Genomic DNA, 13224 nt, shown 5'->3' with positions numbered 1-13224 from the left:
GATTTTTCCGCCCGCCCCTCATCGCGGTTAACCCGCCTTTCACGCAGCACTGCAACTCTGCCTCCCTGACCATACGGGGGGCTTTGCCGCGTCCATGCACAAGGCGATCGCAGAGAAACTGGCACAGGAACGCCGCGGACGGCTCGCGGCGGAAAAGCTGTTGGAGCAGAAGCGCCAGGAGCTCTTCGCCGCCAACCAGAAGCTGGCCCAGCACGCGCGCATGCTCTCCGATCAGGTGGTGGAGCAGCGCGAAGGCCTCGCCCGTGCGCTCAGCGAACGCGAAACCCTGCTGGGCGAGAACAGCCGCGTGCGCAACGATCTCGAGCGGGCCAATTCGCTCGCCCAGATCGCGCAGGCACGGCTCTGGCATGCGGTCAATTCGATCTCGGACGGCTTCGCGGTCTTCGACAGCGATCTGCGCCTCGTCGCCGCCAACGAACTGTTTCTGGCCTTCTTCGAAGGGGAAATCGCGATCGGCCCCGGCGTCTCCTATGACGAAGTGACGCGCATCGCGGCAGAGAGCGGCTTCTTTGACCTGCAGGGGCGCGACCCGCTCGATTGGCATTTCGAGATGTGCGAACGCATCCGCCGCACCGAAATTCCCCCGATGGAGCTGCGCACGCAAGATGGCCGCTGGTTCCGGCTCAACGACACATGGGGCGCGCAGGGCGATCTCGTCACCTTTGCGCAGGACATCACCGGCGCCGTCGCGCGCGAGGTCGAACTGCGCGAAGCCCGAGACCGGGCAGAGGCGGCGAACCGCGCGAAATCCGCCTTCCTCGCCAATATGAGCCACGAGATCCGCACCCCGATGAACGGCGTCGTCGGCATGGCGGACCTGCTGGCCGAGACCGATCTGACCGAGGAACAGCGCCTGTTCGCCGAGACCATCCGGTCGTCGGGCGAGGCGCTTCTGACCATCATCAACGACGTGCTGGATTACTCGAAGATCGAGGCGGAGCGGATGCGGCTTTACCCCGAACCCTTCGATCTGGAGCGGTGCCTGCACGAGGTGATGGTGCTGTTGCAGCCCTCCGCCAAGGACCGCGAGGTGAAGCTGCTGGTGGATTACGACCTGTTCTTGCCCACAAGGTTCGAGGCCGATCCCGGACGGATGCGGCAGATCCTGACCAACCTTCTGGGCAATGCGGTGAAATTCACCGATGCCGGTCACGTCCTCGCCCGCGTCGTGGGGGTCGAAAGCGAGGCCGGTCATTACGAGCTGCATATCACCGTCGAAGACACCGGCATCGGAATCGCGCCCGAGCTGCTCGATCACGTCTTCGGCGAGTTCAATCAGGTCGAGGCCGAGACCAATCGCAAATTCGAAGGCACCGGGCTCGGCCTCGCGATCACCCGCCAACTGGTGGAGTTGATGGGCGGCGAGGTCTGGGTGGACAGCGCGCCCGGCGAAGGCTCGTGTTTCGGCCTGAAGATCGTGCTGCCCCGCGCCGAACCGGTCGAGCCGATCGACGCCCCCTCCCCGCCGATCACGCTGCGCGCGGCGTTGGTGGTCGACGATCTTCTGGTCAATCGCGTCATTCTGGAGCGGCAATTGCAGACCTACGGGCTGGAGGTGACGCTGTGCCGCTCGGGAGAGGAGGCGTTGCAGGTGATCGAGGATGGCAGCGCCTTCGACGTGATACTGACCGATCACCAAATGCCCGCGCTCGACGGGGTCGCACTGGCGCAGAGGCTGCGGGCGGATGGCGGCGACGTGCCAATCCTGCTGCTCAGTTCCGATCCCGAGGCTGCGAAGACCGCAATGGGTGACGGTATCACCGGCTGCCTGCAAAAACCGGTGCTGCGCTCAGAGCTGTTCCGGGCATTGCAGCACCTGTCGCGGGCGGCCGAAGCGAGGCCCGAACCGCTGCCCCCCGGCCCGCCGCCAGAGCCGACCGAGCGGCGCGCGATGCGCGTGCTCGCCGCCGAGGATAACCGCACCAATCAACTGGTCTTTTCCAAGATGGTGAAAGATCTCGATATCGATCTGCGCTTCGCCAATAACGGCCACGAGGCGGTCGCGCTGTGGCGCAGCTTCCAACCCGATCTGATCTTCATGGACATCTCGATGCCCGGCATGGACGGGCTCGAGGCGGCGCGCGAAATCCGGGCCGCGGAAGGCTCCGCGCATGTGCCGATCTGCGCGCTCACCGCCCACGCGATGGAGGGCGACAGCGAAGGTATCCTCGCTGCCGGGATCGACCACTACCTGACCAAGCCCCTGAAAAAGCGTGAGATTACCGAACGCATCCTGTCGGACCGCCCCGCAGATGCGCGCCCCCCCGCGATCGACCAACTTGTTTAGCGGTAGTCGGCCAGCACCGCCAGAAACGCCTCGGCAAAGCGGTCGAGCTTCGCCTCGGGCAGGTTCGAAATCCGGGCGAGATCATCGCGCGAGCGCGGCTTCGTTTCGGCGATCTTGCGGATCGTCGAGGCCGAGCAGGAGAGCGGGCGATCATAACCATCCGCGCCGCGTTCCAATCCCCGCTGCGCATCGGCCAGCCGGTCGTAAATCTCCCCCTCGGTCGAGCCTGCCAGCTTGCGGCGCAGCGGGTGCATCTCCTCGACCGCGCCCGCGATCACCTCCAGAAACTCCGCGCCATAGCTTTCCAGCTTCTTGGCACCGACACCGCTGATCCCGGCCATCTCGTCGAGCGTTCCGGGGCGTTTCTCGGCCATCTCGATCAGGGTTCGGTCGGTGAAAACGACATAGGCGGGCACGCCCTGCGCCTCGGCCAGCGCGCGCCGCTTCGCCTTCAGCGCCGACAGCAGCGGCGCGTCGTCGTCGCTCACCAGCGTCCGCACCACATGCTTGGTCTTCGCCTTCGCCACCAGATCGCGGCGCAGGGTGATCGACTGCTCGCCGCGTAGGATCGGATGGGCGGTCTGGGTCATCACCAGCGCGCCGTGCCGCGCCGCGTCGGGGCGGATCAGGTCATGCCCCATCATCTGCCGGAACACCGCCTGCCATTGCGGACGGCTCAGATCGCGCCCGACCCCGTAGGTCGGCAGCTTGTCATGGCCCCATTGCTTGATCTTGTCGGTCTGCGAGCCCAACAGGATCTCGATCAGATGTCCCGCGCCGAACCGTTCTTCCGAGCGCAGCGCGGCGGACAGCGCCTTGCGCACGGCCTCGGTCCCGTCGAACACCTCGGGCGGCGTGTCGCACAGGTCGCAATGACCGCAGGGCGCGGCCTCTTCGCCGAAATAGCGCAGCAGCTTCACCCGGCGACATTCGGTCGCCTCAGCCAGACCCAGCAGCGCGTTCAGACGTCCGTGATCGGCCTCCTTGCGCTCGGGCGGGGCGAGCCCCTCGTCGATCTGGGACCGCCGCAGCTTGATGTCGTCGGGCCCGTAAAGCGTTAGCGTCTCGGCGGCAGCGCCATCCCGGCCCGCGCGACCGATCTCCTGATAGTAAGCCTCGATGCTCTTGGGCAGATCGGCATGGGCGACCCAGCGGATATCGGGCTTGTCGACGCCCATCCCGAAGGCCACCGTCGCGACCACGATCAGCCCGTCTTCCTGCTGAAAGCGGGTCTCGACGGCGCGGCGGTCATCGGCCTCCATCCCGCCGTGATAGTGACAGGCCAGATGCCCGGCCTCACTCAGCGCCTTGGCCAAACTCTCGGTCTTCGCCCGCGTGCCGCAATAGACGATGCCGGATTGCCCTTTGCGCGCCGAGGCGAAACGCAAAATCTGTTGGCGCGGTTGATCTTTCGGGGAAAAGGCGAGGTGAATATTCGGCCGGTCGAAGCCACGCAGGAAGCTCTCGGGGGGCTGCCCGTCGAACAAGCGTGTGACGATCTCGGTCCGGGTTTCCTCGTCGGCGGTCGCGGTAAAAGCCGCGAGCGGCACGCCGAGGCTGCGGCGCAACTCGCCGATGCGCAGGTAATCGGGGCGGAAATCATGACCCCATTGGCTGACGCAATGCGCCTCGTCCACCGCGATCAGGCTGACGCCTGCGCGCTTCAGCAGATGCTGAGCCCCGCCCGAGGCCAGACGTTCGGGCGCCATATAGAGAAGCTTCAGCCGCCCCTCGTCGATCGCGGTGAAGACCTCTTCGGTCTCCTCCTCGGTATTGCCCGAGGTCAGCGCACCCGCCTCGACGCCGGCCTGCTTCAACGCGCGGACCTGATCGCGCATCAGCGCGATCAGCGGCGAAATCACCACCGTAACGCCCTCGCGCGCCAGCGCAGGCAATTGATAACACAGGGATTTCCCGCCACCCGTCGGCATGATCGCCAGCACGTTATGGCCGTCGATCACCGCGCGCACGATCTCTTCCTGACCGGGCCGGAAGGCGTCGAACCCCCAGACCCGCGCCAGTAGCTCTGCGGGGGCTTCGGCTGCCGCAGCCGCTGGCATCAGAAGCTGTTGCCGTAGAAGAAGGCCGCGTTGTTGAACAGCGCCTGACGGATGATGATCAGGATGATGAAGGCCACCAGCGGCGCCAGATCGAGCCCGCCCGTGTCGGGCAGGAAGCGCCGGATGCGCCCGTAGATCGGCTCCAGCAGGTTATTCAGGCCGAACCAGATTTGCGCCACCAAGGGTTGGCGCAGGTTCAGCACCTGAAAATTGATAAGCCAGCTCATGATGATATGGGCGATCATGACGAACCAGATGACGTTCAGGATCAGCACCAGGGCCTGAAAGAGCGTGACCATCGAAACCTCCGCTTTGGATCGCAAAGACAGGTAAGCGAGGCGCAGCCCCATTGCAACCGCAGGCTGGCGCGCATTTTCCGTAACGTCTCTCTTGACCGCCCCGCTGCGGCGCAGCACCTCTGGGCGCATGTATCCCGTTATCCGCATGGCCAAAGAGATCGTGAAGTTCCGCAACGCCCCGGCGTTGCCGATCACGGGCACCCATGTCAGCCAGCACATCTGCTGGCCGTGGGACATCGACCTGTGGATGGAGCTCAACAACGGGCGCACGCTGACGCTTTTCGATCTGGGGCGGATTCCGCTCGCGATCCGCACCGGACTCTGGGGCGCGCTCAAGCGCAACAAATGGGGCATCGTGGTCGCCGGGAACACCACGCGGTATCGCCGCCGGGTGCAGGCGTTCCAGAAATTCGAGATGCGCTCGCGTTGCCTCGGCTGGGACGATCGCTGGATCTGGCTCGAGCATGCGATGTTCACGAAGGACGGAGACTGCACCTCGCATGTGCTGATCCGCGGGGCGGTAACCTCCAAGAAAGGTATGATCCCGCCCGCGCAGGTTCTGGCCGAGATGGGGCAGGACGCGACCTCGCCACCACTTCCCGAATTCGTGACCGCCTGGGCCGAGGCCGATCACAAGCGCCCCTGGCCGCCGCAGATGTAACACTGCCGCCAGCGCGGCCTGCCTAACCCGTCGAAACCCTTGCCAGATCGTCCCTTTTCGGGCTTGATCGCCGCAATTACTGGCGCGGCGGGGAGAGGGCGACATGATCACGGCGAAGAAACGCATCTGGGGCTGGTGGTTCTTCGACTGGGCGAGCCAACCCTATAACACGCTGCTGGTCACCTTCATCTTCGCGCCCTTCGTAAAAGACCTGATGGGCTCGGGCACGGCGGCGCAGACCGTCTGGGGCTACGGCGTCGGCATCGCCGGGATCCTGATCGCGCTCGGCTCGCCCTTCCTCGGCGCGGTCGCCGACCGCTCGGGACGGCGAATGCCGTTCATCTGGGTCTTCTCGGTGATGTATGTGCTGGGCGCGTGGGGGCTGTGGTACGCGGTGCCGGGCGATTTCAAGCTGATGGCGATCATGATCAGCTTCGCCATCGGCATGATCGGCATGGAATTCGCGACCACCTTCACCAATGCGATCCTGCCTGACCTCGGGCCCCGCGAAGAGATCGGGCGCATCTCCGGCTCGGGCTGGGCGTTCGGCTATATCGGCGGGATGATCACGCTGTTCATCATGCTTCTGCTGCTGCAGGCGAGCCCGACGACCGGCAAGACGATGCTGGGGATCGACCCGCTCTTCGGCCTCGACGTCGCCACGCGCGAGGATACCCGCGCGGTCGGGCCGCTCACCGCGATCTGGTACGCTGTCTTCATGATCCCCTTCTTCTTCTGGGTGCGCGAGCCGCGCAAACCGGACGCGCTGCCCATCGGCACGGCGCTGCGCGGCGCTTGGCCGGAACTGCGCGCGACACTGAAGGCGCTGCCGCGTCGGCGTTCGCTGACCTCGTTCCTGCTCAGCTCGATGTTCTACCGCGACGCGCTCAACGGCATCTACACCTTCGGCGGGCTCTATGCGGCGGGCGTGTTGAACTGGTCGATCACGCTGATCGGCCTGTTCGGCATCCTCGGCACGATCACCGGGGCGACCTTCGCGTGGCTCGGCGGCAAGGCCGATGACCGCTGGGGCCCGCGCACGGTGATCATCACCTCGCTGGTCGTGCTGACGCTGGTGGTGATCGGCATCGTGATGATCTCGCGCGAAAGCGTCTTCGGCATGGCCGTCACCCCCGACAGCAAACTGCCCGACATCGCCTTCATGGTGCTGGGCGGGATGATCGGGGCCTGCGGCGGCGCGCTGCAATCGGCCTCGCGCACGATGATGGTCCGCCAAGCCGACCCGGAAAAGATCACCGAGCATTTCGGCCTCTACGCGCTTTCGGGCAAGGCCACCGCCTTCATCGCCCCGCTCGCGATCGGGATCACGACGCAGATAAGCGGAAATCAGTCGACGGGCATCACACCGATCATCGTTCTTTTGCTTTTGGGGCTGGTCCTGCTAGGATTCGTGAGAAGTCACGGAGACCCTGCGCCCGAAGGACCCCCCTCATCATGATCGCGAAATTTCTCGTCGCCGCTCTTTCTTTCAGCCTCATTTCTGCGCCCACATTCGCCGAACCGCTCGCCCGCCAACTTTTCGGCTCCAAGGCGAACGCGTCGGCGCAGGCGCCTTCGGCCATCGGGTTTTACTCGCGTGGCTGCGCCGCAGGCCTGCAGCGCATGCCCGAGAGCGGGCCGACTTGGCAGGCGATGCGGCTGTCGCGCAACCGCAACTGGGGTCAGCCCGCGATGCTGACCTACCTGCAGGATCTGTCGCGCTACGCGGCCTCGCTGCCGGGCTGGAACGGGCTCTATATCGGTGACATTTCACAGCCGCGCGGCGGTCCCATGACGGGCGGCCATGCGAGCCACCAGATCGGGCTGGATGCCGATATCTGGATGCTGCCCGCGACGAACCTGAATCTCAGCCGCACCCAGCGGGAGAAAATCTCCTCGATTTCGGTGCGCACCGCCGATCAGCGCCACACCAATTCCAACTGGACGCCGCAGCATCTCGCGCTGATGCGCCACGCCGCTGCCGATCCGCGCGTGGATCGCATCTTCGTCGCCGCCGCCGTGAAGATCGCGATGTGCAACACGGTGCCGCGCAACGATCGCGCATGGCTGCAGAAGATCCGCCCGATGTATGGCCACAACACGCATTTCCACGTCCGCCTGAAATGCCCGCCCGGTGCGCGCTATTGCGAGACGCAGAAGCCGACCGTGGCGCAGCTGTCGAAAGGCGGCGATGGCTGTGACGACACGCTGAACTGGTGGGTGACCGATTATCTCAACCCTCCGAAGACCGCGGCCAAGCCCAAGCCGAAAGGGCCGCCGAAGAAAAACGCCAAAACCTACGTCATGTCTGACCTTCCCAACCAATGCCGCGCCGTCCTTACCTCGCGCTGATTGCAGGAGCGGGGCTGGCCATTCTCGGAGGGCTCGCGCCCGCCGGGCCGCATCCCCGCGCGCAATTCCTGCAAAGCTATCACTGGACCATGCCGGGCGTATTCGTCTTCGGCGGGTTTTCAGGGCTTGAGCTGGGGCCGGACGGAGGCGATTTCGTCACCCAGTCGGATCGCACGACCATCTGGCGCGGGCATCTCGATCGCGACGCAGCCGGCCAGATCAAGGACGTGAGGGTCACCCAAGGGCCGAACTGGCTTCATAGCTCCAAGGGCGCGGCGTTGACCCGTCATCTGGGTGACAGCGAAGGCTTGGCGCTGGCGCCGGACGGTTCGGTCTATATCTCCTTCGAGGGGCTCGCGCGGGTGTCGCATTTTCCGACCGATGGCGGTCCCGCCGAGTTGCTGCCACGCCCGGATGCCTTTGCGAAGATGCAGAACAACTCCTCGCTCGAGGCGCTGGCGATCGACGATCAGGGCACGCTCTACACAATGCCCGAACGCTCGGGCGCGAAAGACAGGCCCTACCCGGTCTGGCGCTATCGGGACGGCAAATGGGATCAACCCTTCGCCATCCCGCGCTCCGATAACTGGCTGCCGGTCGGTGCGGATTTCGGCCCCGATGGCCGCTTCTACCTGCTGGAGCGCGACTTCTGGGGGCTTCTGGGGTTTCGGACGCGCGTTCAGGTCTTCGACATCAACGGCGACTCGATCTCGGGCGGCGAGGTTCTTCTGGAAACCGGCGCGGGGCGTCACGACAATCTCGAAGGCCTCGCGGTCTGGCGCGACGACAGCGGCGCGATCCGCCTGACGATGATCTCCGACGACAATTTCCGGTTCCTGCAGCGTACCGAGATCGTGGAATACGTCCTGCCTGAGACGCGCCGCACCGCCAAAAAGGATTGACGCAACGCGTTCGAGCGCGTATCGCGCGCCCTTGCCCGGACGGTCCGGGCCATGTCTCCGCTACCATGTAAAAACGGTTGAACATCATGACCCGCTACATTCCTGGCATCATTGCCATGGCCATCATCGTCGTGGCCTCGAACATCCTGGTGCAATTCCTCGTCGGCGACTGGCTGACCTGGGGCGCCTTCACCTACCCCTTCGCCTTCCTCGTGAATGACGTGATGAACCGCGTCTACGGCCCGGGCGCCGCGCGCCGCGTGGTCGCCGCCGGTTTCGTCGTGGGCGTGATCTGCTCGCTCATCGGCAGCCAGATCATGCTGCAGGGCGACGGCTACACCTATCCGGCCGTCACGCTGCGCATCGCACTCGGCTCCGGCGCGGCCTTCCTCGTGGCGCAGATGACCGACATCTTCGTCTTCGACAAGCTGCGCGACGGCGTGTGGTGGCGTGCCCCCGCAGTCTCGACCCTGATCGGCGCGTCGCTCGATACGCTGATCTTCTTCTCGATCGCCTTCTCGAGCGCGCTCATCTTCCTCGAGCCGTCGAATGACGTGTCCTGGGCCAATGAAACCCTGCCCCTGTTGGGCTTCGGGCCGACGGTGCCGCTCTGGGTGTCGCTGGCCACCGCAGACTGGCTTGTCAAACTTGCCCTGACTTTGATCGCACTGCTGCCTTTCAAGGCACTTGTTACGAAACTTTCTCCAAGGATTGCGTAATTTTTCTTGCCACACACAAAATCTGTGGCACGCTGTGGATAACGGCAACGCATGAAAGGAGGTGGTCCAGTGTCTAGAGTGATAGTGGAGAGAGGTGTCGGGACAGTGAGGGGGGCCGTGGCCTGAGGGCAAACCCTGGGGCAAAGAACCCTGACTGGGACGGCTGGATCCTTCGGACCCTAACCGGACCATCTCCGTAGATCTCGGAGGGCCATCTCGAACAGAGATGGCCCTTTTCGTGGGGCGTTCCTTAGCAAAAAGGGGCGCCCTTCGTCATTGACGTCGATCATCGACTCGGCTTCATTTCGCGCCCAACCTTCCTATGCGTCAACTTGTGTGGGAGGACACTATGCGCTTCACTTACCTCATCGCTGCGGCATGTCTCGCCGCGACCCCGGCCATCGCTCAGGACGGCGATGTCGGCAAAGCTCTCTACGGCCAATATTGCGCCAGTTGTCATGGCGACGATGGCACGGGCGCCGGGCCGATGGCCGAATATCTGAACGTGAAACCCGCCGATCTGACCGGTCTTGCCGCCGCCAATGACGGCGAGTTCCCGATGCTTAAGGCGATCCACATCATCGACGGACGCACAGGCGTGCGTGCGCATGGCGGGCCGATGCCGGTCTTCGGCGATGTGTTCATGGAACAGGGCGGGCATGGTGCGCCGTATTACACCGACGTCCTGGCCACGCGCGGGCGCGTCCTTTCACTCGCGACATATCTCGAGTCGCTTCAGAAATAGGCGATAAGACGTTCACGACAGCACCGGTCTCGCGGGGTGATCTCGACTCCGCGAGCCGGATATGGTTTGCAGGAACCTGGGCGTCAGAGCCTTATTGGACGACATATCACCGGGAATGCAGATTGATGAGCGATATTGACGCGTTGAGCTTCGAAGAGGCGATGAAGGCTCTCGAGGAAGTCGTGGGCAAACTGGAACATGGCGACGTGCCCCTGGACGAGTCGATCAAACTCTATGAGCGCGGCGCCAAGCTGAAAGAGCATTGCGCCAAGCTTCTGAAAGAGGCCGAGGCGCGCGTGGAGAAAATCACGCTCAATGCCGACGGCGCTCCGAAAGGCACGACCCCCGCCGAAGGTCTGTAAATGTTCACCTCCCGTTTGAAAGAGGTGCAGACGACCGTTCAGGTCGCGCTCGATGCCGCCGTGGCGCGCCAGCCCGAGGGGCCGCTGCGCGCACCGATGCATTACGCGCTGCAGGGCGGCAAACGTCTGCGCGCCTTCCTCGCAATCGAAAGCGCCGCGATCTTCGGCATCCCGGAGGCGCAGGCGATGCCCGCCGCCGCCGCGGTCGAGGCGCTGCACGCCTATAGCCTCGTGCATGACGACCTGCCCTGCATGGATGACGACGATCTGCGCCGCGGCCAGCCGACGATCCACGTGAAATGGGACGAGGCCACCGCCGTGCTGACCGGCGACGTGTTGCAGACGCTTGCCTTCGAGCTTTGCGCCGACCCCGTCCTCGGCCCGGCAGAGCGGCGCGTCGCCCTCAGCCTTGCGCTCGCGAAAGCCTCCGGCGCGGCTGGCATGGGCCACGGTCAGGCGCTCGACATCGCGGCGGAAAGTGCCACCGATCCGCTCTCGCTCAGCCAGATCACCGCGCTGCAGGCGGGCAAGACCGGGGCGCTGATCTCGTTCGCCTCGCGCACCGGCGCGATCCTCGCGGGCGAGGACGAGGGCCCCCTGAGCGATTTCGCCGATGCGGTCGGTCTGGCCTTTCAAATTCACGATGACATCCTAGATGTGACGGGTTGCGAAAAGGCCGCCGGGAAACGGGTCGGCAAGGATGCCGAGGCCGGCAAAGCCACCTTCGTCTCGCTGCTCGGCCTCGCCGGCGCGCGGCTTCGGGAGGGCGAGCTGATCGAGCAAGCCATAGACGCGCTTTCGCCTTACGGCGAGGAAGCGGAAAACTTGCGGGCCGCTGCGCGTTTCGTTATCTCCCGCGAGATGTAGCGCGCCTAGGGGGCAGCCAATGAGCGATAACCCGAACGACCAAACGGCCACGCCGCTCCTCGACAAGGTGCGACTGCCGTCCGATCTGAAAGGCCTTTCCGATCCCGAGCTGAAAACGCTCGCCACCGAATTGCGCGCCGAGACCATCTCGGCCGTTTCGCAAACCGGCGGGCATCTGGGGGCGGGTCTGGGCGTGGTCGAGCTGACGGTCGCGCTGCATGCCGTGTTCGACGCACCGCGCGACAAGATCGTCTGGGACGTGGGCCACCAGTGCTACCCGCACAAGATCCTCACCGGGCGCCGCGACCGCATCCGCACGCTGCGCACCAAGGGCGGGCTGTCGGGCTTCACCAAGCGCTCCGAGTCGCCCTACGATCCGTTCGGCGCGGGCCATAGCTCCACCTCGATCTCGGCCGCGACCGGCTTCACGATGGGCCGCGAGCTGGGCGCCGAGACCGGCGACGCGATTGCCGTGATCGGTGACGGCGCGATGTCGGGCGGCATGGCTTTCGAGGCGATGAACCACGCGGGTCATCTGGGCAAACGCATGTTCGTCGTGCTCAACGACAACGAGATGTCGATCGCCCCGCCCGTCGGCGCGCTGTCGAGCTACCTCACCCGGCTTTACTCCGAGGCCCCGCTGCAGGACCTGAAATCCGCCGCCAAAGGCGCGGTCGGCCTGCTGCCCGTTCCGTTCCAGGAAGGCGCGCGCCGGGCGAAGGAAATGCTCAAGGGTATCGCCATGGGCGGCACCCTGTTCGAAGAGCTGGGCTTCTCCTATGTCGGCCCGGTCGACGGCCACGACCTCGACCAGCTGCTGCCGCTGCTGCGCACGCTCAAAGCCCGCGCGACCGGCCCGGTCCTGATCCACGCGGTAACGAAGAAGGGCAAGGGCTACGGCCCGGCCGAGAACCGCCCCGATGGCGGCCATGCCACCGCGAAATTCGATCTCAGCACCGGCGAGCAGAAGAAATCGCCCTCCAACGCGCCGAGCTACACCAAGGTCTTCGCCGAAAGCCTGATCAAGGAAGCGGCGAAGGACGAGAAGATCGTCGGCATCACCGCCGCCATGCCCGACGGCACGGGGCTGAAGCAATTCGCGGGCGTTTATCCGCGCCGCTGTTTCGACGTGGGCATCGCCGAGCAGCATGCCGTCACCTTCTCCGCCGGGCTCGCCGCTTCGGGGATGAAGCCGTTCTGCGCGATCTACTCGACCTTCCTGCAGCGCGGCTACGACCAGATCGTCCACGACGTCGCGATCCAGCGCCTGCCCGTGCGCTTCGCCATCGACCGCGCCGGTCTGGTCGGCGCGGATGGCGCGACCCATGCGGGCTCGTTCGATGTGGGCTTCATGTCCTCGCTGCCCGGCATGGTCGTAATGGCCGCCGCCGACGAGGCCGAGCTGGTTCATATGGTCGCCACCGCCGCAGCATATAACGACGGCCCGATCGCCTTCCGCTACCCGCGCGGTGAAGGCATGGGCGTCGACATGCCCGAAGAAGGCGTGCCGCTGGAAATCGGCAAGGGCCGGATGATCGCGGAAGGCGCGCGCGTCGCGATCCTGTCCTACGGCACCCGTCTGGCCGAAGTGCTGAAAGCGCGCGAGGCGCTGCAGGCCCGCGGCCTTGCGCCGACCGTCGCCGATGCACGTTTCGTCAAACCACTCGACACCGATCTGATCGACCGGCTTGTGGCCGAGCACGAGGCGCTGATCTGCATCGAGGAAGGCGCGATCGGCGGCTTCGGCAGCCATGTCGCGCAATACCTGTCGGAGCAGGGCGTCTTCGATCACGGGTTCAAGTTCCGCTCGATGGTCCTGCCCGACACGTTCATCGACCACGCCTCGCCCGAGGACATGTATCACTCGGCAGGCATGGATGCGCCGCAGATCGAGTCGAAGGTGCTCGAGCTTCTGGGCGTCGCGGTCGCGAAACGCGCCTGAGATAAGT

At 65.1% G+C, this 13224-nt stretch carries 12 protein-coding genes; 10 read left to right on the top strand and 2 right to left on the bottom strand.

All coding sequences use genetic code 11. The features are described from left to right. Nucleotides 1-94 precede the first annotated feature (94 nt). Nucleotides 95-2308 carry a response regulator gene (locus tag F8R15_RS11670; protein WP_152844681.1) on the top strand — a complete coding sequence of 738 codons (2214 nt, stop codon included), beginning with the start codon at nucleotides 95-97 and terminating at the stop codon, nucleotides 2306-2308. Here F8R15_RS11670 and recQ read toward each other — a convergent pair. Together recQ and F8R15_RS11660 are read right to left on the bottom strand one after the other, a co-directional pair. After that, nucleotides 2305-4368: a DNA helicase RecQ gene (gene recQ / locus F8R15_RS11665; protein ID WP_152844680.1), complete on the bottom strand. Its 2064-nt coding sequence runs from the start codon at nucleotides 4366-4368 to the stop codon at nucleotides 2305-2307. The genes F8R15_RS11670 and recQ overlap by 4 nt on opposite strands. Beyond that, a complete protein-coding gene (locus F8R15_RS11660; protein ID WP_075775346.1) occupies nucleotides 4368-4667 on the bottom strand; it encodes a YggT family protein in 300 nt (99 codons plus the stop codon). Before F8R15_RS11660 ends, recQ begins: the two co-directional genes overlap by 1 nt. Before the next feature lie 127 nt (nucleotides 4668-4794). Here F8R15_RS11660 and F8R15_RS11655 point away from each other — a divergent pair, with 127 nt between their 5' ends. The 9 genes from F8R15_RS11655 to dxs all read left to right on the top strand — a co-directional run bounded on the left by F8R15_RS11655 (nucleotide 4795) and on the right by dxs (nucleotide 13217). Next, nucleotides 4795-5328, top strand: a complete 534-nt coding sequence (locus F8R15_RS11655) for an acyl-CoA thioesterase (protein ID WP_152844679.1) — start codon at nucleotides 4795-4797, stop codon at nucleotides 5326-5328. Nucleotides 5329-5431: 103 nt separating this feature from the next. Next, nucleotides 5432-6787 (top strand): MFS transporter, encoded by a 1356-nt coding sequence (locus tag F8R15_RS11650; protein ID WP_078541654.1) that lies wholly within the window; start codon nucleotides 5432-5434, stop codon nucleotides 6785-6787. Beyond that, nucleotides 6784-7680: a penicillin-insensitive murein endopeptidase gene (gene mepA / locus F8R15_RS11645; RefSeq protein WP_078550882.1), complete on the top strand. Its 897-nt coding sequence runs from the start codon at nucleotides 6784-6786 to the stop codon at nucleotides 7678-7680. Before F8R15_RS11650 ends, mepA begins: the two co-directional genes overlap by 4 nt. After that, complete coding sequence (locus F8R15_RS11640) at nucleotides 7653-8582, top strand: esterase-like activity of phytase family protein (protein WP_152844678.1); 930 nt, start codon at nucleotides 7653-7655, stop codon at nucleotides 8580-8582. Before mepA ends, F8R15_RS11640 begins: the two co-directional genes overlap by 28 nt. A gap of 86 nt (nucleotides 8583-8668) precedes the next feature. Next, a complete protein-coding gene (locus tag F8R15_RS11635) occupies nucleotides 8669-9301 on the top strand; it encodes a queuosine precursor transporter (protein ID WP_152844677.1) in 633 nt (210 codons plus the stop codon). Between the two features lie 349 nt (nucleotides 9302-9650). Beyond that, nucleotides 9651-10046 (top strand): c-type cytochrome, encoded by a 396-nt coding sequence (locus F8R15_RS11630; RefSeq protein WP_152844676.1) that lies wholly within the window; start codon nucleotides 9651-9653, stop codon nucleotides 10044-10046. 125 nt (nucleotides 10047-10171) lie between these two features. Continuing rightward, a complete protein-coding gene (locus F8R15_RS11625) occupies nucleotides 10172-10408 on the top strand; it encodes an exodeoxyribonuclease VII small subunit (protein ID WP_078522293.1) in 237 nt (78 codons plus the stop codon). Continuing rightward, nucleotides 10409-11275 carry a polyprenyl synthetase family protein gene (locus F8R15_RS11620; protein ID WP_152844675.1) on the top strand — a complete coding sequence of 289 codons (867 nt, stop codon included), beginning with the start codon at nucleotides 10409-10411 and terminating at the stop codon, nucleotides 11273-11275. It abuts the gene before it with no gap. Nucleotides 11276-11294: 19 nt separating this feature from the next. After that, nucleotides 11295-13217, top strand: coding sequence for a 1-deoxy-D-xylulose-5-phosphate synthase (gene dxs, locus F8R15_RS11615; RefSeq protein ID WP_152844674.1), 1923 nt, complete (start codon nucleotides 11295-11297; stop codon nucleotides 13215-13217). Nucleotides 13218-13224: the final 7 nt, after the last annotated feature.

The sequence above is a fragment of the Thioclava sp. JE_KL1 genome, from assembly GCF_009296265.1.
In the GTDB taxonomy this organism is placed as follows: domain Bacteria; phylum Pseudomonadota; class Alphaproteobacteria; order Rhodobacterales; family Rhodobacteraceae; genus Thioclava.
Note: the sequence above shows the minus strand (reverse complement) of the source record. Positions and strands in the feature narration are given on the sequence as shown.

Excerpts from the sequence above, each read along its gene's own strand:
- F8R15_RS11635 (WP_152844677.1), top strand. The coding sequence starts at position 8,669 with ATGACCCGCTACATTCCTGGCATCATTGCCATGGCCATCATCGTCGTG.
- dxs (WP_152844674.1), top strand. The coding sequence starts at position 11,295 with ATGAGCGATAACCCGAACGACCAAACGGCCACGCCGCTCCTCGACAAG.
- F8R15_RS11655 (WP_152844679.1), top strand. The coding sequence starts at position 4,795 with ATGTATCCCGTTATCCGCATGGCCAAAGAGATCGTGAAGTTCCGCAAC.
- F8R15_RS11650 (WP_078541654.1), top strand. The coding sequence starts at position 5,432 with ATGATCACGGCGAAGAAACGCATCTGGGGCTGGTGGTTCTTCGACTGG.
- F8R15_RS11630 (WP_152844676.1), top strand. The coding sequence starts at position 9,651 with ATGCGCTTCACTTACCTCATCGCTGCGGCATGTCTCGCCGCGACCCCG.
- F8R15_RS11640 (WP_152844678.1), top strand. The coding sequence starts at position 7,653 with ATGCCGCGCCGTCCTTACCTCGCGCTGATTGCAGGAGCGGGGCTGGCC.
- F8R15_RS11660 (WP_075775346.1), bottom strand. The coding sequence starts at position 4,667 with ATGGTCACGCTCTTTCAGGCCCTGGTGCTGATCCTGAACGTCATCTGG.
- F8R15_RS11625 (WP_078522293.1), top strand. The coding sequence starts at position 10,172 with ATGAGCGATATTGACGCGTTGAGCTTCGAAGAGGCGATGAAGGCTCTC.
- mepA (WP_078550882.1), top strand. The coding sequence starts at position 6,784 with ATGATCGCGAAATTTCTCGTCGCCGCTCTTTCTTTCAGCCTCATTTCT.
- F8R15_RS11670 (WP_152844681.1), top strand. The coding sequence starts at position 95 with ATGCACAAGGCGATCGCAGAGAAACTGGCACAGGAACGCCGCGGACGG.
- recQ (WP_152844680.1), bottom strand. The coding sequence starts at position 4,368 with ATGCCAGCGGCTGCGGCAGCCGAAGCCCCCGCAGAGCTACTGGCGCGG.
- F8R15_RS11620 (WP_152844675.1), top strand. The coding sequence starts at position 10,409 with ATGTTCACCTCCCGTTTGAAAGAGGTGCAGACGACCGTTCAGGTCGCG.